At 59.5% G+C, this 17,478-nt stretch carries 19 protein-coding genes; 10 read left to right on the top strand and 9 right to left on the bottom strand.

Annotated elements, in window-relative coordinates:
- Positions 1-2,522, top strand: a 2,522-nt coding sequence (locus IH971_07795) for a T9SS type A sorting domain-containing protein (GenBank protein ID MCH7497736.1), incomplete at its 5' end; no start/stop codon positions are given.
- A 4-nt stretch (positions 2,523-2,526) separates the two neighbouring features.
- Entirely contained in the window at positions 2,527-3,150 is a 624-nt protein-coding gene (locus IH971_07790; GenBank protein ID MCH7497735.1) for a hypothetical protein, read from the top strand.
- A 54-nt stretch (positions 3,151-3,204) separates the two neighbouring features.
- Here the strand turns inward: IH971_07790 and IH971_07785 are convergent, their stop codons facing one another.
- Positions 3,205-3,780, bottom strand: a complete 576-nt coding sequence (locus tag IH971_07785; protein ID MCH7497734.1) for a hypothetical protein — start codon at positions 3,778-3,780, stop codon at positions 3,205-3,207.
- A gap of 256 nt (positions 3,781-4,036) precedes the next feature.
- On the opposite strand from IH971_07785, the gene IH971_07780 reads away from it, so the two are divergent.
- The 5 genes from IH971_07780 (at position 4,037) to rfbA (ending at position 7,821) form a co-directional block, all read left to right on the top strand.
- Positions 4,037-5,377: an adenosylhomocysteinase gene (locus IH971_07780; protein MCH7497733.1), complete on the top strand. Its 1,341-nt coding sequence runs from the start codon at positions 4,037-4,039 to the stop codon at positions 5,375-5,377.
- Between the two features lie 709 nt (positions 5,378-6,086).
- The gene (locus tag IH971_07775; protein ID MCH7497732.1) at positions 6,087-6,287 is read left to right on the top strand and encodes an addiction module protein; all 201 of its coding nucleotides are present in this window, start codon (positions 6,087-6,089) and stop codon (positions 6,285-6,287) included.
- Positions 6,247-6,489: a hypothetical protein gene (locus IH971_07770; protein ID MCH7497731.1), complete on the top strand. Its 243-nt coding sequence runs from the start codon at positions 6,247-6,249 to the stop codon at positions 6,487-6,489. The genes IH971_07775 and IH971_07770 overlap by 41 nt, the downstream gene beginning before the upstream one ends.
- 226 nt (positions 6,490-6,715) lie before the next feature.
- Positions 6,716-6,931 carry a hypothetical protein gene (locus tag IH971_07765; protein ID MCH7497730.1) on the top strand — a complete coding sequence of 72 codons (216 nt, stop codon included), beginning with the start codon at positions 6,716-6,718 and terminating at the stop codon, positions 6,929-6,931.
- Complete coding sequence (gene rfbA / locus IH971_07760) at positions 6,928-7,821, top strand: glucose-1-phosphate thymidylyltransferase RfbA (GenBank protein ID MCH7497729.1); 894 nt, start codon at positions 6,928-6,930, stop codon at positions 7,819-7,821. Before IH971_07765 ends, rfbA begins: the two co-directional genes overlap by 4 nt.
- Positions 7,822-7,903: 82 nt before the next feature.
- On the opposite strand, the gene IH971_07755 is transcribed toward rfbA, so the two are convergent.
- The 6 genes from IH971_07755 to frdA all read right to left on the bottom strand — a co-directional run bounded on the left by IH971_07755 (position 7,904) and on the right by frdA (position 12,407).
- Positions 7,904-8,260: a hypothetical protein gene (locus tag IH971_07755; protein MCH7497728.1), complete on the bottom strand. Its 357-nt coding sequence runs from the start codon at positions 8,258-8,260 to the stop codon at positions 7,904-7,906.
- Positions 8,261-8,519: 259 nt separating this feature from the next.
- Positions 8,520-8,879 (bottom strand): hypothetical protein, encoded by a 360-nt coding sequence (locus tag IH971_07750; protein MCH7497727.1) that lies wholly within the window; start codon positions 8,877-8,879, stop codon positions 8,520-8,522.
- A gap of 75 nt (positions 8,880-8,954) precedes the next feature.
- Positions 8,955-9,320: a fumarate reductase subunit D gene (locus IH971_07745; GenBank protein ID MCH7497726.1), complete on the bottom strand. Its 366-nt coding sequence runs from the start codon at positions 9,318-9,320 to the stop codon at positions 8,955-8,957.
- Positions 9,321-9,336: 16 nt separating this feature from the next.
- Positions 9,337-9,759 carry a fumarate reductase subunit C gene (locus tag IH971_07740; protein MCH7497725.1) on the bottom strand — a complete coding sequence of 141 codons (423 nt, stop codon included), beginning with the start codon at positions 9,757-9,759 and terminating at the stop codon, positions 9,337-9,339.
- Between the two features lie 12 nt (positions 9,760-9,771).
- Complete coding sequence (locus tag IH971_07735) at positions 9,772-10,530, bottom strand: succinate dehydrogenase/fumarate reductase iron-sulfur subunit (GenBank protein ID MCH7497724.1); 759 nt, start codon at positions 10,528-10,530, stop codon at positions 9,772-9,774.
- A gap of 134 nt (positions 10,531-10,664) precedes the next feature.
- Positions 10,665-12,407, bottom strand: a complete 1,743-nt coding sequence (gene frdA / locus IH971_07730; protein MCH7497723.1) for a fumarate reductase (quinol) flavoprotein subunit — start codon at positions 12,405-12,407, stop codon at positions 10,665-10,667.
- Positions 12,408-12,552: 145 nt separating this feature from the next.
- Here frdA and IH971_07725 point away from each other — a divergent pair, with 145 nt between their 5' ends.
- A complete protein-coding gene (locus IH971_07725) occupies positions 12,553-12,750 on the top strand; it encodes a hypothetical protein (protein ID MCH7497722.1) in 198 nt (65 codons plus the stop codon).
- Positions 12,751-12,824: 74 nt separating this feature from the next.
- On the opposite strand, the gene IH971_07720 is transcribed toward IH971_07725, so the two are convergent.
- Both IH971_07720 and IH971_07715 read right to left on the bottom strand, forming a co-directional pair.
- A complete protein-coding gene (locus tag IH971_07720) occupies positions 12,825-13,736 on the bottom strand; it encodes a homocysteine S-methyltransferase family protein (protein MCH7497721.1) in 912 nt (303 codons plus the stop codon).
- Between the two features lie 3 nt (positions 13,737-13,739).
- The gene (locus IH971_07715) at positions 13,740-14,669 is read right to left on the bottom strand and encodes a homocysteine S-methyltransferase family protein (protein ID MCH7497720.1); all 930 of its coding nucleotides are present in this window, start codon (positions 14,667-14,669) and stop codon (positions 13,740-13,742) included.
- A gap of 136 nt (positions 14,670-14,805) precedes the next feature.
- Here IH971_07715 and IH971_07710 point away from each other — a divergent pair, with 136 nt between their 5' ends.
- Positions 14,806-15,702: an SAM-dependent chlorinase/fluorinase gene (locus IH971_07710; GenBank protein ID MCH7497719.1), complete on the top strand. Its 897-nt coding sequence runs from the start codon at positions 14,806-14,808 to the stop codon at positions 15,700-15,702.
- 525 nt (positions 15,703-16,227) lie between these two features.
- Positions 16,228-16,776: a hypothetical protein gene (locus tag IH971_07705; protein MCH7497718.1), complete on the top strand. Its 549-nt coding sequence runs from the start codon at positions 16,228-16,230 to the stop codon at positions 16,774-16,776.
- Positions 16,777-17,478: the final 702 nt, after the last annotated feature.

Raw genomic sequence — 17,478 nt, 5'->3', positions numbered from 1 at the left:
TATCGGCCACGACTGCCGATGGGGCCTACCAGGAGGGAACGAGCCTGGCCATCATCGTGATATTCAATGAGCCGGCCACGGTGACCGGAGGCCCGCCGCAGCTCACCCTGGAGACGGGGGCTACGGATGCCGTGGTGAACTACGCCAGCGGCGCGGGTACGGACTCGCTGCTGTTCAGCTATACTGTGGCAAACGGGGAAAACGCCAGCGACCTGGACTACACCGGGACCGGCGCGCTCACGCTGAATGGGGGTTCTATTACCGACCGTGCCGGGAATAACGGCGACCTCACCCTGCCCGCCCCGAGCGACCCGGGCTCCCTGGGTGCCGACAAAGACCTTGTGGTGGATACACAGGTCCCCCAGGCAGCACTCACCTACAGTGACACGCTGGCCCAGGAGGGTGACACGGTCACCATTACGCTGACGGTGGACGAGGCGGCGGCGGCAACGCCGCGGGTCGAACTGGTATACAGCGAAAATACCGTTCCGGCAACGGATATGACCGCAACGGCGGACCCCGCCGTATGGACCCACGATGCGGTGACGCCGGCGGGGAACGATGGGGTGGTGACTGCAAACATCACTGCGGAGGACCTGGCGGGCAACGCACTGATAGCCGACAGCATCAGCGGCCGGACAGACCTGGAGATTGACAACACGCCGCCGGGCTACATCCTGGCCTACACTGACTCACTGGTCAGGGAGGGCGATGACGTTACCGTCACTGCCACGGTGGAGGAGTCGGTCCAGGCCACACCCACCATCTCCGTGGACTTTGCCGGCACGACGGACGATATCGAGGCAGTGGACCTCAGCATGGGTGCAACGGACTCGGTCTGGACCTACCAGTTTACCACCCCGGCCGGAAACGACGGCTTTGCCACGGTCACGGTCACCGGTCTTGATCTGGCGGGGAACGCGTTGACGCCTACCTCCGGCAACACGAATACGCTAAAAGTGGACAACACGCCGCCGGTGGTAACGGCCAGTTCGCCAGTCTCAAACGGCTTTATCCGCAGCACAGCTCTGAGCTACGCGCTGGGCGAGACCGTCTCCAGCGGCCAGGTGATCTGGACGTGGGAGGGCAACTCGGGGGTGTCCGATCCGGCTTCACCGCACGCCCAGAGTCTGGTGGTCGCCGAACTCACCGCAGGCAATCACACCGGCGTGATCACCAACGCTCCCACACTGGCCCAGGCGGGAGAATACACCATTGAGCTCATGGGCGTCGACGGTGCGGGGAATGCCGATACGGTTACTTTGACCACAGTTACCTACGATACACTGGCACCGGGCGTAGCCTCGGCTACTGTGACCGACGGTCCAGCCGCAGATATCGATTCCACTCAGTCCACCGATAGCCTCGCCATCCAGTACGGCGGGTTTGATGAGCCCACCTCGGGAATCGTCCTGTATGAGTACGCCCTGGGGACGGTTGCGGGTGACACAAATATTGTACCGTGGACCGCTAACGGGACCAGCACCACCGCGACTTTGTCAGGGCTGAGCCTGATCTACAAGGTAACCTACTTTGCATCGGTGCGAGCCACGGATGGCGCCGGCAATCTGTCCGCCGTCGTGTCCAGCGATGGGGTCAGGATCACCGATAAGCCGAGGCTCACTTTGAATATGGTGCAGAACAGCGCGGTGACCGACAACATCCAGGTTTTCATCACCGATACCCTGGCCATGGCCGATAGCGTGCGCGTGGTGGTCGACAGCGTGCAGGTAGCCGTCACCGCCATAGACACATTCTTCTACGTGGCGTCTACCCAGTTTACCGGAACCGGCACCCACAGTCTGGTGGTCACCGGGTTCAGCGGTTCCGGGGACACAACGCGCACGGCCAGCTACAGCATCGGCATTGCCAAGCAAGCGCAGCCCTGGGTGGTGGCCAGTGCGGACCAGCTCTTCTCGGCGTCCTCGGGTCCGGGAGCCGTCAATGAGGACCGGCACCTGCTGGTGGTCAACTCCGCCCTGATGAGCGCCGCGCCGGAAGGGGTCTATCGGCTCGGCGACGGCGTCCTTCGGTTCCAGCAGCCGATAAAAGTGAGTATGCTGTCGGCTGGCCGCCTCGACGCGGAGTCGGGCCTGCAGGCCATTTACATTCTGCGGCCCAGCGGGCGCTGGGAGGAGTTGCCCACGATGGACGCTGGCAGCCGGGTGGTCGCTTGGGCACAGGGTGCCGGATCTTTCCGCCTGGGACCGCGCACCATCGTAGTGCCCCAGCTTACCAGTCTGCAGAGCAACTATCCCAACCCCTTTAACCCCAGCACCCGCATCGTGATTGATCTCGGCCTCCGCGACGGGCCTGTTCAGCATGCCTCGGTTCACATCTACAACTTGCTGGGACAGCGGGTGGTATCGTTGTTCGACGACGCAGCTGACAGCGGGCGGTACGAGCTCATCTGGCGGGGCGTTGACGCCCGGGGAGCGGCGGTGGCCAGCGGGGTCTATTTTGTGCGGCTGGAGACCAGTTCAGGCTATCACATGACCCGGAAAATGTTGCTGGTGAGGTAGCGCCGTGCGACGGGTACACCGAACGCTGTGGAGTCTCATGGCAGGGCTGTCCCTGATCATGGGTGCCGCCTGCCGCGCCCTGGTCGAGCCGGAGGCGCCGGACTATGTGGAGTATGGCTGGGAGCTGTTTGCCGAGGGCGACCTGCTGGGCGCCTTGGGGCAGTTCAAAAATGGTGTCGGTACCGGTACCGCAAAGGTGGGGGGCGATCCCAACTATGCGGACGGCTGGAACGGGCAGGGCTGGGCTTATGCCCGCCTGGGGATTGGTGACACCAGCGTTACCCGCTTCACCACAGCCCTGAACAAGACCGCCACCACCATGGTGGCAACGGAGCTGCTCGCAGGCAGGTCGTTTGCATCCCTGGCGGAGGGTGACTTTGTGACATCGGTCTCGGATGCCAAGGCAGCCCGGGATTCTACGGCGAACTGGGTTTTTAGCCGCGATATCACTATCACTGACGACCATCTCACCCTTACCGTGGCGACCGCTTATTACGGGCAGGCGGAATACGATTCCTGCCTGACTTGGATCAGGAAATGGGACGATACCTTCAGCACTGACGTAACAACCCTCGCCGGTCGTTCAAGACTGGCGGAGCGTCTGGAATCGCGCAAGTCGGAAATATGATTGGTGAAGCGGCGGGGCTGATCGCCGTGGTTGAGCCTGGTCTGACTTATTCGATCACTCCCAATCGTCATCGCCCCATTCGTCGCCTTCATCTTCGCCCGCGGCTGTGCCGCCTGTTTCGCTTTCCTGGCTGTCCTCATAAGCCTGTACCGCCTCCTCCCAGCCATCCGTTCGGCTGATGGTATAGGACCAGTAGTAGATGCCCTCGGAAGGTTCCACGGGAGTGGTCAGGGCGGCAGTCTCCTGCCCCAACGGAGGAATAACGCCGGTGGCCATGCTCTGGGTGTCCAATGGGTGGCCCTCCGGACCATCGTAGAAGGTCACCGTTACCGTATGAGGTGCCAGGGGTTGGCCGGCATCGTGGTTGATAACGGTCACTTCCACCGTGTTGGCACGGTTGGCGAGAATGACATTATGGTTCAGGGGTTTGACGTCATATACTGGGCGCCGGCCCGGGATTGAGACGGGCAATTCCCGTTCCACAAAATCCACCGTTTTGGCCAGCTGGGTCACATATTCGCCGTAGATTCGGGGTGGATGAGTCAGCGTTCGCTCGTGCGATTCGGCCGGGCTGCAAGCCATAAACAGAACGGGCAGTGCGGAAAGTACAAAGGCGGGAGCTAATTTCATGGCACAGTTCCTGAGAGTGTTGGCGGTGGTCGAAATTTATTGGACACGACTGAAGGCAGCAAGCATTCGTTGGGCGGTCATTGCACGGCAGCAACTGTTCCGCCGCGATTACCCCGCCCCCAGTTCCGGGTTTGCCCCGGCGAGCATCTCCGGGAGTCAGCGCCTTTGAGCGCGCGTTCTAAACAGTACCCTCACGGCGGCTTATTAGGGTAAGTTATGCCCGCCAAAAATTAGATTATCAGGAGCAGGACACACCATGGCAGTTAAAGAGGTCACGCCCGATACCTCAACCCGGAATGGGGACGCCCATCCGGATTACAAGATCGCCGACATTGGTCTGGCGGGATTTGGACGCATAGAGATCGAGATTGCCGAGGTGGAAATGCCCGGTCTCATGGCCTTGCGGGAAAAGTACCGCGAGAGCAAACCGCTCCAGGGCGCCCGCATTGCCGGCTGCATTCACATGACGGTCCAGACGGCGGTGCTCATCGAGACGCTGCTGGAACTGGGCGCCGAGGTGCGCTGGTCTTCGTGTAACATCTACTCCACCCAGGACCATGCCGCCGCCGCCATCGCCGAGCGTGGCGTGCCTGTGTTTGCCTGGAAGGACGAGACCCAAGATGAGTACTGGTGGTGTGTGGACCAGACCCTGCAGTTCAGCGACGGTCAGGGTCCTAACCTGCTGCTGGATGACGGCGGTGACCTCACCAGGGTAATCCTCGAGGAGCGCAAGGAGCTCATCCCCGACATCAAGGGCGTGTCCGAAGAGACCACCACCGGTGTGCACCGTCTGTTGCAGCTGGACAGCGCCGGCGACTTGCCCTTCCCCGCCATCAACGTGAACGACTCCGTCACCAAGTCCAAGTTCGACAACAAGTACGGTTGCCGCGAGAGCCTCGCCGACGGCATCAAGCGGGCTACCGATGTCATGCTGGCCGGAAAGACTATCGTCATTGCCGGCTATGGCGACGTGGGGAAAGGCTGCGCCCAATCCATGAAGGGCTACGGCGCTCGGGTTGTCGTCGCCGAGATCGACCCCATCTGCGCCCTGCAGGCCGCCATGGAGGGGTATGAAGTGACCACCGTGGATGACGTTGTTGAACGGGGCGACGTGTTTGTTTCGGCCACCGGCAACAAGCATATTATCACGGGCGAGCACATGGCGCGGATGAAACACAATGCCATTGTCTGCAACATTGGCCACTTCGACGTGGAAATCGAAGTGAGCTACCTGGAAAACAACCCGGAGATCGTCGAGGAAAACATCAAGCCTCAGGTGGATAGATTTACCTTTCCTGACGGGCATGCCATTATTCTGCTCAGCCGTGGCAGGCTGGTGAACCTGGGCAATGCAACGGGCCATTCGTCCTTTGTGATGTCCACCTCCTTCACTAACCAGACCTTGGCCCAGATGGCGCTCTGGGAGGGTGGTATGGAGCGCAAGGTGCACGTGCTGCCCAAGCAACTTGATGAAGAGGTGGCCCGCCTGCATCTGGATAAGCTCGGCGCCAAGCTCACCCAGCTCACACCCGAACAGGCCGACTACCTGGGTGTGGATCTTCTGGGCCCCTTCAAGCCGGATACTTACCGCTACTAGCGCAGTCAGCGCTCAGCCAGCCTCGGCATTCAGCGAGAGCCCCGGAGAGCATCCGGGGCTTTGTGCCCTATGTCAAAGAGCGGATCGACGGGCCCATCAGGGGGTCACGTCTGCCACCGCCGTTGGCGGGGTTCGGCCGTTTTTGGGCCACGTTTGGGCCACGTTTGGGCCGTGCTTCCCGTCAGTGAGGGTGGCCCCGGGGAGGGGGGGAGGGGGTCACCGCTTCAGTGGAGACCGGTGGCCTCGGCCTGACCACACCGTTGTCAACGGGGCGATCGTGCCAGGCGCCTTCAGCCCGGCACCAAGGTACCCCCATCGGGGTAGGTCCGCAATAGCGGGGAGTGACGCGGGCTCATGGGCGAGATGGGCCTAGCCCGGTCGCCTGTTGGCCGCCGCCGTTGGCGGGGCAAGGCTGACTCCCCCGGCGAACGAACCCACCCCTGAATCCCCTCCCTTGAAAAGGAGGGGACTTCACGAAGTGAATGGGGTGGGTTCCCACGAGCTCCCGATAGCAATCCCCTTGAAGATTGTGGTACGGTGGCTTACATTGCCTGCGGCAATGGCTCGAGAGAGTCGTTTCGCAGAGTAACAGTGGAAGACTCGTCCGGAACAGGTGCTGATAGACTGCGAAAGGCCCAGTCATGTCAGTGATGCGGCGTTCAAGGTCGGTTGGCTATATTAACTCATAAGGAATGAACGAGGCTGTACGATGAATCCCAAACTGCAAGAGCTTCCTGTCGAAGAGAGGATCAAACTCGTCGAGGACCTGTGGGATAGCATTGCTTCTGACCAGCAAGCCCTGCCACTCACCGACGAACAGAGGGATGAACTCGACTGGCGTCTCGATGCCTACGAGGCCGATAAGAACCGTGCGCGTTCTGCCGCTCACCTTTGCCCATCCCTCGGATGATGACAAAACCCGGCCCGATGACCGAGTGGCGTTGAGCGGCCTGATGGGACTCGCTCCCGGCTCCACTGTTAAATTGACGCTACGCCATGCCGATAGTACTGAGGAGAAGGTGGATCTTCAACACACGCTGAACGAGTCACAGATTGAGTGGTTTCGCGCCGGATCAGCCTTGAATGTCATTTCCGCTGCAGGAGAAAAATGAGGTTAGCCGCACCGTCGTCTCGGCCACCGTTTCTGACCGCTGGGCCAGCGATCTGCCCCCCTCCCTCGTGTTGATTTCTGAACTGAATAGAGCGCCCTAAAGCAAGCACGAGATACCGATTGCGCCGCGACCCTTGGCCCTTGCAACGAGGGAGCTTCTAACGTATAATGCGCCAGATTTCCGTTTGGAACAGAATTTGGCCACCGGCGCCGGCTTTGCAAAACCTATGAGACACATCCAGCACGCACCGCGACTCGCCCTGTTTGTCATGCTGTCCAGCGCCAGCATCATGATCGTCTTTGCGCGGCAGGCAGCCAAGGAGATGGCCATACGGCGTTACCGGCGGCAGTTCCCACACGGGGTGCTGAGAGCGACCCCTGCGCCCCGGTGGCCACGGGGCTTGGAGGGTAGTATGACGCCCTTGGAGCGGAGCGCAACTTGAAGGGCATCATCCTGGCTGGCGGCTCCGGAACCCGGCTGTACCCCCTGTCAATGGCCGTATGCAAGCAGCTGCTGCCGGTGTACGACAAGCCCATGATCTACTACCCCCTTACGACCCTGTTGCTGGCAGGTATTCGAGACATACTGGTCATATCCACGCCACAGGATGTGCCCCGGTTCGAACAGCTGCTGGGAGATGGCTCACGTCTAGGGGTGAACCTGAAGTATACGGTACAACCGCAGCCCGGTGGTATCGCCCAGGCGTTCCTGCTGGGTGAAAGCTTCCTCGCCGGTGAGAGCGTCTGCCTGATTCTGGGTGACAACGTCTTCTACGGCACCGGCTATGTAGAGCAGCTGCGCCAGGCGGTCAAGACCGGCAAGGGTGCGACCATTTTTGCCTATCAGGTACGGGATCCCCAGCGCTACGGCATTGTTGCGTTCGATCCGCAGGGGCGTGCCCTAAGCATTGAGGAAAAGCCCCAACAGCCGAAGTCTAACTATGCGGTGCCGGGGCTATATTTTTACGATGAGCGCGTGGTGTCATTTGCCAAAGGACTCAAGCCATCTGCCCGCGGCGAGTTGGAAATAACGGACATTAATAGGCTTTACCTGGAATTGGGCGAGCTGCAGGTCCTGCGGTTTAGTCGGGGGATAGCCTGGCTCGACATGGGCACTCATGCAAGCCTCCTTGAAGGCGGCAATTTTATCGAAGCTATCGAGCTTCGTCAAGGCCTGAAAATTGGATGCATCGAGGAGGTAGCCTTCCATATGGGCTACATTGACGGAGCACAACTTGGGCAGATTGTGAAGGATACGCCGGCCAGCCAGTACCGTGACTACCTTCAGCAGGTTCTACACGATGGAGCTCCATCAATGGGAGCCGAGCAGTAGTCTGCAGGCCGCTCTGCCCCCTACTGCCATGTGAAGTCGCAGCACGTTCGCAGGGCCGGACTCGCCCCAAGTTCCGGCGCTATTACAAAGCTAACTCAAGCAGATTCTCGCTGGAATTCCAGCTGGGAGTTATAGCGATTTTCGAGTCGGGAGCTAGGCCGTAGTGCTCGATCAGCAGTTTGGCATTTACGCGATAGATAGACTTGTTCTTTCCAACGGACCGCAATTCAAAAGCCGATTTGGTTTGGTACTTTTTGGGCTGCAGGCCTATTTTCTTTTGAACGGTGTCATAATAAAGTTCGATATGAGTTGCCCCCTTTAAGTACTGTTCGTAGGCCGACGAATTGAGAGATATTTGGCCGCCTTTCAATACTTTTGCCTGGGGCGGTATTCCAAGGTTAGGGCGCTTTTTTTCAGGAATGAATTTTTCGAATGACATGATGAGATTACCCCAGTTTAGTGTTCATTACAGCGGCGAAATATTAGTACAAAATATTTGCAAAGGCAAACGCAGTCGGGCAATCAACTCAATTTAAATGATGGGAACAAGGACGCTGCAAACCGTCCGTTAATGTCGACCCCTCGGCGGGCAATCAGGTTCACCTGTTAGGCGGGGAATCGTGCCCGGGATCGCAAGCAATGAACCGGTGATAAAGGTAATATTTACAGTTTTCGGATCAGTATTGACATTCAAGTTCCTAATCGTCCCCGACATTCTGAATGGAGCTGTGCTCGACATAACGCAAAATGGAGTGGTTCCTGACATGTTCGGCCCAATTCTTGCGATGATCACTGCCATCGTCACTGTTCAACCAATCGCGAAAGTTGTCCGCGTCCTTTTGGCTCTTCCAAAAAGCTTCCAGCACAAACTTTGGGCGTTTCAGGGACTTGGGCTTTTTCTCGTAAGGATTATTGACACCATCAATAAATAGCCACGTCTTGCGGTCGATACAGCCGAATTCCTCTGCCTTTTCATAAAGGTTGGCGGACAACCAGTTTAGAAAAGCTTCATCGTTACCGCTGCTCCGCAAATCGAAAATGTGCACGAGGCGTAACATACCACTATCTCCTTATACCTGCCGTGGCTGGTGGCCCTACTTGATGGCGCGGGTCCAGGTAGCACGGTACCCTAACTAGATAGCCCACAGTGTGTATCCCGTTGCCAATGTTCCCAACGCCGCGCCGCCGTAGCAAAGGATGGCGATGAGCAGATTCAGGTGCTTGAGTTGCAGACCGTCGTAGAGCGTGAAACGGAAGCGGTGGGCCCAGTGAAAAAGCGACAGCGATATCAGCGCAAACAGATAGAGCCGAGTCGGCGGTAGCGCAATCAAGGTAGCCAGCCGCTCATAGGCTGGGGCCGGAATCAGGCCCAGGGGAATGGCCAGGCCACTGAGCAGTAAATGAATGGGCATCAGTAGCGCCGCCAAGGTGCCGCCCGCCCCGAAAAGCGACCACCAGAACGGCTCCATGAAGCGTTTCCTTGCGGCTGATTTATTCATGGGCGGCGTGGGCTGTTTACCCTGCCAATAGAATCCAGGCCACAAAGATCGAGGCCCCACCCAACGCCAGAAAGTTTCCGGCAACGATGGCGGCATCACTCACCCGGCGGCCCCCCAACCTGATCACCAGTGCCCTGGGAGCAAGCCTCAGCCAGGTGACGGTGTGATAGGCCACAAACAGGAATGCGACGGCGTTTAGAATCAGTGCAGTGGGCGTTTCCAACCAGACGGAGAACTGGGCATAGGCCTGCTCACCCAGCCCTACGGCCCGGACCTGGATCAGCATCACAAGGGCGTAATAGGCCACAAACACGCTGGTCAATTCCCTGAGTATGAACCGGGCGTGGACCCAGCGCCGAACCCACCAGAAAATGGGCATCCGCACCCGATACCATTTGGGGTGGAAGCGGGTGTAGGAAGGCAAACCAGTTGTGGTCATACTTGCGGCCCCTCAATCCCGGGAGCCCTGCGGCCTGCTCCAGGGCATCAGCAAGGCTTTGAACCAGTCCATGGTCGCAGCCACTTTGTAGCGCTGTATGGCGGCGGCAGGATCCACGTGCTCGGGACAAACCACCGAGCACTCCCCCACCAGTGTGCACTGCCAGATACCCTCCTCCGTGGAAAGCACCTCGTCGCGCTGGGCACGGCCTTCGTCGCGGCTGTCGAGATTATAGCGCTGGGCCAGTGCGATGGCGGCCGGCCCGATGAATTGAGGCTCCAGGCCGTAGACCGGGCACGCGGAGTAGCAGAGCAGACAGTTGATGCACATGCTGTACTGCTTGTAGGCCGCCAGCTGCACCGGGGTCTGGCGGTATTCGCCATCTGCAACGGGCTGCTCCCGGTCCCGGATGATCCACGGCTGGGCGAGTTTGAGCTTCTCCATGAAGTCGCCCATGGCGGTGACCAGGTCGCGGATCACCGGAAAATTTTCCAGCGGAGCGATCCTGATAGGATCCGGCAACGATGCTTCCAGAAATGTAGCGCACGTAAGGGTCGGCACACCGTTAACCATCATCCCACAACTCCCGCACACCCCCATCCGACACGACCAGCGGTACGTCAGAGTGCCGTCCACGTTGTCCTTGATGTGGTTGAGCGCGTCTAGAATGACCCAGTCTTTCCGGTAGGGTACATGGTAGGATTGGTAGACCGGCTCGGCATGCTCCTCCGGATTGTAGCGGAGAACTTCCAGGGTGAGGGTTTCAGACATGGGGCTGGTTAGGTCTGCATGGCAAGGCGGTGGTCAGGCTTATGCTCCCCCTAAAGGTAAGCTTCGGCCGGTGCATCTGAAAGGGGGTGGGGCGCTGGTGACCTCGGGTTCGTCCTTGGTTGGACCGGCTCGGGTCACCGGCCGTAGACCCGCTCTCCCGGCGGCCAGCGGGTAATGGTGACGGGCAGGTATTCGATGCGTGGCGGGCCGTCCTCCAAGCGGTAGGCCAAACTGTGGGCCAGGAAGCGCTCGTCATCGCGTCGGGGGTGGTCCGACCGCTGATGCGAACCCCGGGACTCTGTCCGCTGCAGGGCAGATTGGGCGATGGCCTCGGCCACATCCATCAGGTAGCCCAGTTCCAGGGCCGCCAGCAGCTCTGTGTTGAATGTAAGACTGTGGTCGTCGAGGCCCACGGAGCCCAGCCGTTCCCGGAGCTCGCCCAACGCCTCAACTGATGCTTTCAGGTCGGTCTCATTGCGGTAAATACCGACACTGGCCTCCATGACGGCATGCATTTCGTCCCGCAGACCGGCGACGCGCTCCTGGCCGCCGTTGCTGCGCAGATATTGCCTATCGATACGCCGGGCTTCGTCGTCAGCCAGGGCCGTCAGGCCGGGGCTGACCGGGCGCTGCTCCAAGGCAAAGCGGGCGGCCGATTTCCCGGCCCGGGCTCCGAAGACCAGCAGCTCGGTGAGCGAATTTGAGCCCAGCCGGTTCGCGCCGTTGATGCTCACACAGGCAGCCTCTCCCGCGGCGTACAGCCCGTCCAGCGGGGTGGCGCCATGCAAATCGGTATGAACGCCGCCCATCATGTAGTGAACGACGGGTCGCACGGGAATCAGCTCTTTCACCGGGTCGATATTCACGTACTTCATGCAGAGTTCCCGCACAAAGGGGAGTTTGGCGTCAATGACCTTTTTGCCCAAATGCCGGATATCGAGGTGCACGTAGTGCCCGTACGGCCCCTCCAATGTGCGGCCTTTTTCCTGCTCGGCGACGAAGGCTTGCGACAGCCTGTCCCGGGGGCCCAGCTCCATGGAGCGCAGCACCGGCTTGGGTTCGGGCTTGCCCAGGTCATAGTCCTGCAAGTAGCGGTAACCGTCCTTGTTGAGCAGCCAGCCCCCTTCCGCCCGGGTCGCCTCCGTGATAAGAATACCGGTGAAGGGCAGCCCGGTGGGGTGGATCTGCACGAACTCCATATCCTTCAGGGGCACGCCCGCGCGATAGGCCAGGGCCATTCCATCGCCGGTTTTGATGGCGGCGTTGGTGGTGAAGGGAAAGACCCGCCCAGAGCCGCCCGTGCACAGGATCACGGCCCGGGCGGCGATGGGCTGGATTCTGCCGGTGGCCAGCTCGATGGCCACCACACCCTGGCAACGGCCCTCATCCACCAGCAGCTGGGTGACAAACCACTCGTCGTAGCGCTGGATGGGGTCATACTTCATGCTCGTCTGAAACAGCGTATGCAGCATGTGGAAGCCCGTCTTGTCCGCCGCGAACCAGGTGCGCTTGACCTTCATCCCGCCAAATGCGCGCACGGCGATGGAGCCGTCCTCCTCCCGGCTCCAGGGGCAGCCCCAGTGCTCCAGCTGCAGCAGTTCTTCGGGCGCCTCCTGCACAAACGCCTCGATGGCGTCCTGATCACAGAGCCAGTCGCCGCCGGAAATGGTGTCGTAGGCGTGGTCGTCCAGACTGTCACCGGGCTTGATGACCGCCGCCGCTCCGCCCTCCGCCGAGACCGTGTGGCTCCGCATGGGGTAGACCTTGGAGACCACTGCCACGCTCAGGCTGGGATCGGTTTCGGCTACGGCAATGGCCGCGCGGAGACCCGCACCACCGCCGCCAACAATGAGTATATCGTGTATCGGGAAATCCATGCTCCGGTGCTGCCCCCTGGGTGGTGCCATCACATTGACGGGCGCACGAACCGCAAACCGATCAACGGGCAATGGCCCTGGACCGTCGATTTTACGGCCCCGGCGATGACGGGCCAAGCAGAACTGCGGGATTCCCACCGTTGCCGTGATGCTGATTTTTCAGGGTTGGCGGGTGCGGCTCCTGGCCGGATGGCTGCTGAGCATCGTGGTGAGCGTGCTTGGCATGGCGGCCTCTGTCTGGTTTGATGTACCCACCGGCGCCGCAATCGTGACGGCCTTTGGCGCAGCCTTGATCGTTATTGCTACGCTCAATGGGCTGCTGCTGCGAACCCGTCCGGCGTGATCCCGGTCTGGCTGGCCGTTGTTGGCCTGCTCCGCGGCGTCAGGCGCGGTAGTTGGTTGTGGCCGCCGGTTTCGTCAGGACAAGGCTGCCGCCGTCAGGGCGGCGATATGGTCCGGCGTGGTTCCGCAGCAGCCGCCGATGACGGTGGCGCCCAACTCATGCCAGCGGCGGCAGACGGCCAGATAGGCCTCGGGAGGAAATTCGTCGGTGAACTGCCACTCCGGTGGATTGAACTTGCCCACATGGGCGTAGACCCCCAGCGGGCCGTCCCACAGGGGCGCTAGATTTTCGAGACCCGCCGTTATGTGCTCCGGCGGCGCGCAGTTCAGCAACAGCACATCGGGGGGGTTTGAAGCGAGCGCCTCCACCACCTGGTTCATGCTCTCGCCACCCAGCAACTTGCCGTCGCCATAGGGGACCAAGGCCACCCACGCCGGCAACCCGATTTCCCCCGCTGCCTGCAAGGCCACTTTGGCCTCCGCCGTGGAGTTGAAGGTCTCAAACAGGAGCATATCTGCGCCGGCCGACTTGTAGTCGCTGAGCTCCTCGAGATACTCAGCGTGCATCTGCTCGGGGTCAGGGGTCCGGTCCGGGCGAAAGCACCACTCCAGAGTCGTGATGGACGCCGCAATGGCCACGTCCTTGCGCCCGGCCATCTCGCGCGCCTCTGCGGCCAGGGTCACCGCATCGCTGACCAGGGCTGCGACGCGGTCTACCAGTCCGGGGGCGCCCGTGGACAGCATGTGTTGCTCGTTGGCAAAATGGTTGCGGAAACTGCGCCTGCTCAGCTGAAAGGTGTTGGTGGTGATCACGTCAGCACCGGCCGCGATGTAATCCCGGTGGATCTCCAGGTTGAGCTGCGGCTCGCTTTCGAGCTGGTGGCTGGCCCAGGTATAGCCCCGCCGGAGGATTTCGGTCCCGATGCCGCCATCGAGATAGACCGTCTCCTTGCCGTCCAGCCGCCGCTTCAGGTCGGGGTAGTGCATGGGCTAGGCCAAAACCTCTTTCAGGGCTGCGATATGCTCGGGTGTCGTGCCGCTGGAGCCCCCCAGAATGGCCGCCCCCGCTTGCCGCCACTGGCGCGCCGCCTCAGCGTAGCGCCGGGGAGAAGTCTCTTCGGTGCCGATAAATCGGGGGTAAAAGTCGGGCTTCCAACTGGGGGGATCATACTTCCCGATCATGGCCTGCGCGCCGGCTGGCCCGCCGTTCAGGATCGCCGGAAGCGTCTCGGTGACCCGCTCCACGGGCGCCATTGACAGCAGGACGGCGGCGGCCCCCTGGCTTCTGGCAGCTTGCCCCGCCTCCCGCAACGATTCTCCGCTCAGCAGCCTGCCGCCCCGGTCGGGTATGAGGCTTACCCAAACAGGCAGTCCGGTTTGCACTCCCGCCCCCACGGCCGCCATCAGTTCGGTGGCGTTGTTCATCGCCTCGAAGAATATGATATCCACGCCGAACCCAGCGAGAACTTGTGCCCATTCACCGTGCTGGGCACTGCAGGCGTCACCATCGGGGGCCAGGTCGGGACGGAACGGGTGCTGAAGCGAAGAGATGGAGCCGGCCAGGGCCACGGACTCCCTCTTCCCTGCGCTCCGCATGGCTCGCCGTGCCAGGTCGACGGCCTGCCCGCAGAGCTCCTGGGCCCGGTCCTCCAGCCCAGCCGCTCCGATTTCCGCCATATGCTCCCGGTCACGAAAAAAGTTGACGAAATTTCTGCGGGTGAGATTGAAGGTGTGCGACGTGATAACATCGGCACCGGCGGCGAGATAGTCTCGGTGGATTTCCTCGATGACCCCTGGCGCGTCTTCGATGCCGTGCTGCCGCCAACGCACGCCGCGCCGGAGCACTTCAGACCCCATGCCGCCGTCCAGAATGACGACAGCTCCATCAATCAGTCTTGTATATACGTTGCCGTAGCTCACCTTGATATTCTGCGGACTGACCCCATCCGGACGGCTAGATTACTCCCCCACAAGGGGGAATTCAACCAATAATTGCGACGCGCTGGGCTTAAACTTGGGTATGGACCTGTCGCAATTTCCGGTCAAACCTTGAATCATGCTACCTGCCCGCCGAACGCGTGACCGCCGCCTGCGGTTGGCTGCAACCTTCCTACTCTGTATCGCGGGGTGCCAGCGGCCAACTCAACCGGTCATCGCGCTGACCACAGATTTCGGAGCAAGTGACTTCTATGTGGGTGCACTGCAGGGGGCCATCCTGTCGGTGAACCCCGCCGCCAGGCTGGTGACCATCAGCCACCAGGTGCCCAAATATGATATCTCCCAGGCCGCCTATACGCTCTGGCAGGCCAGCGAGGCCTTTCCGCCCCGGACCGTTTTTCTGACGGTCGTGGACCCCGGTGTCGGGACGCCCCGGCGGCCCGTGGCCGTACGTCTGAACAACGGGCACCTCCACGTGGCACCGGACAACGGGGTTCTTTCGGAAGTGATTGCGGCCTTCGGTCTGGCCGAGGCGCGGCTGATCAGCAATGAGGCGCTCATGCGCGGGGGTGCGGCTGCCGGCAGCAGGACCTTCCATGGGCGGGAGATCTTCGGACCGGTAGCGGGGCATCTGGCGGCGGGCGTGGCACTGGCGGAAGTGGGCCCCACCATTGACGACCTCCGGCTCACGCAACCGGCCTACGGCCACTGGGAGGGCGACGTGCTGGTGGGGCGCATACGCACGGTGGATGGGTACGGCAATGCCATCACGAATATCCTGGCCGATACCCTGACGGCTACCGGTTGGCCCCGGCGCGGAGATTATCGCCTCCTACTGGCGGGACGGGAACTGCGGATGCCCCTGGCGGGCACCTATGCTGACGTGGCACTGGGCGAGGCGTTGATGGTGTTTGGCAGCAGCGGCTACCTGGAAATGGCCCTTAATCAGGGCGATTTTGCCGCCGCCAATGGTGTCAAGCCTGGCGACCGGCTGGAGATTTCGCCACTGCGCTAGTGGCCCCGCCATGCCTCCGATATCCGATTCCGCATCCGGCTCTAGGTGTGATTCGTATCGGCTGATTGTGGGAGTTTGGAGAAGAGGCCACAAGTCGATGTTCTCCGTGGAACCGGGATCATCCCGATGGAAGAACAGGCGTGGCCTCAGGGGGGATTGAACCCCGGGCCAACGGATAAAGAGTCCTGAGTGTGAGGATGAGGAGTCTCAAAACTTCGCACAAACTGAGCAGTATTTGTGGGCGGTGGCTGAGAAGTAGCGGCTACAGGCTGTATTTTGGCAGGGAAAGCACCATCTACTTGAAAAGTTCGTGAAAGTTGCCCGGCAGCGAATTATTGAGAAGCTTGCGAATTGAGGGGCCGAAGAAGTTATTGAGGAGATTATTCGGATACAGCAGGATACTTAGGAGAAGACCTAAGCCATCCTGCGTTTACTAAAAATCTTGTAATAATTAGGGTTCATTCAGAAATCAAGGTTCACCTTCCGTACAAAAGCGTTATACCCGATGTCCGCAGCGATGCATTAGTGGACTTCCATATTAGGGTTGATGCCCTATTAGATTATGTTGGAGAGTTATTGGTAATCTTAGACAAATCATTTAATGCGAGACATCCATCCGGTGTGAGTTCACCCGAACTGCCTGCCAAATTTCGAAAAACACCGAAAGCTCCTACGATTGAATTTGATAAGAGAGAGTGGGATAAACTCCGAGGAGACATACCTTCAAGGCTATATGAATCTTCCATTGTTCAACTAGCAAGTCATTTTGAAATATTTATCTCTGAACTTGTCAGTGAGGTGTATTTCGCGAATACCTCCTTACTGGCTATTGATGAGCTTCAACTAACCACGCGGCAAATACTTGAGATAGGAAGCATAGAGAAAATTAGACAGTATTTGATCGAGAAAGCTACACGAAATTTAATCAGCAGATCGTATCCGGCGCTTGTCGAGGCCTTCCAACACACCTTTCATGTTGGATTGCATCAGAGCCATGCTCCACTACCTCAAGTTGAGATTCATCACTTTATCGAGATTAGAAATCTGATCGTGCATAATGACGGTCATGTTTAACCAGGTTACATCGAACGTATGGCCATATATGACCCTCCATATCATGGAATGCTAACTGGAGATTATGGCAGACCCGATATCGATTTTGTATGGCTATTCGATTTTGCTGTTAGGCTATTTAGTTTCTGTGCTTTCATTGATGCAGAGATAAGCAATAAGTGGATAACAACTGCGTCTCCAGACTGGAAGTGATTGAAGTTTCGGTAAATACTTGAACCGAGGGAGACTTCGTGATTTACACTTTTTCAGCTGTGTAATCTCCAGCTTATCAATATCATGTTTTTTCTCTCTTGTACTGAAGGCCTCCTCCCCACGGTCCAATATCCGAATATATTTATCTCTCAGCTCAAGCAGGTGTGGTTTTGGGTAGCAACTGGCTCTAATAATCAACCGGATACCATTCTCGTCTTTGATACCACAAAGGGTATTCCAGAACAAGATGGGTCAGGTGTGAACCACGGAGATGAGCGATAAGCGAACCTCTGCAAGCGTCGAAACGTAATCCCGATGGCGTCAAAATCGGGGGCTCTATTCTCTCCCGAGAGGAGTTCAAGCGATACCTGGTTACGGCTTGAGCGGCGTCCGGCGTACAGGAGGCATGAACGTGGTTTGGGCTTTCGTGTGGAACGTGGGAACCTGCTGTGTGATGCCAAGGGAAAACCCTATAAGTGGTGGCCCCACGAAGGGGGAAAGTACCGATGC

It is taken from the genome of Candidatus Neomarinimicrobiota bacterium (genome assembly GCA_022560655.1).
Lineage (GTDB): Bacteria > Fidelibacterota > Marinisomatia > SCGC-AAA003-L08 > TS1B11 > JADFSS01.
Note: the sequence above shows the minus strand (reverse complement) of the source record. Positions and strands in the feature narration are given on the sequence as shown.

Bases quoted from the DNA above. Each gene is read 5' to 3' on its own strand.
- IH971_07720 (MCH7497721.1), bottom strand. From the start codon at position 13,736: ATGCACTACCCCGACCTGAAGCGGCGGCTGGACGGCAAGGAGACGGTC.
- IH971_07745 (MCH7497726.1), bottom strand. From the start codon at position 9,320: ATGAATAAATCAGCCGCAAGGAAACGCTTCATGGAGCCGTTCTGGTGG.
- IH971_07750 (MCH7497727.1), bottom strand. From the start codon at position 8,879: ATGTTACGCCTCGTGCACATTTTCGATTTGCGGAGCAGCGGTAACGAT.
- IH971_07755 (MCH7497728.1), bottom strand. From the start codon at position 8,260: ATGTCATTCGAAAAATTCATTCCTGAAAAAAAGCGCCCTAACCTTGGA.
- IH971_07785 (MCH7497734.1), bottom strand. From the start codon at position 3,780: ATGAAATTAGCTCCCGCCTTTGTACTTTCCGCACTGCCCGTTCTGTTT.
- IH971_07740 (MCH7497725.1), bottom strand. From the start codon at position 9,759: ATGACCACAACTGGTTTGCCTTCCTACACCCGCTTCCACCCCAAATGG.
- IH971_07780 (MCH7497733.1), top strand. From the start codon at position 4,037: ATGGCAGTTAAAGAGGTCACGCCCGATACCTCAACCCGGAATGGGGAC.
- IH971_07775 (MCH7497732.1), top strand. From the start codon at position 6,087: ATGAATCCCAAACTGCAAGAGCTTCCTGTCGAAGAGAGGATCAAACTC.
- IH971_07765 (MCH7497730.1), top strand. From the start codon at position 6,716: ATGAGACACATCCAGCACGCACCGCGACTCGCCCTGTTTGTCATGCTG.
- IH971_07735 (MCH7497724.1), bottom strand. From the start codon at position 10,530: ATGTCTGAAACCCTCACCCTGGAAGTTCTCCGCTACAATCCGGAGGAG.
- frdA (MCH7497723.1), bottom strand. From the start codon at position 12,407: ATGGATTTCCCGATACACGATATACTCATTGTTGGCGGCGGTGGTGCG.
- IH971_07710 (MCH7497719.1), top strand. From the start codon at position 14,806: ATGCTACCTGCCCGCCGAACGCGTGACCGCCGCCTGCGGTTGGCTGCA.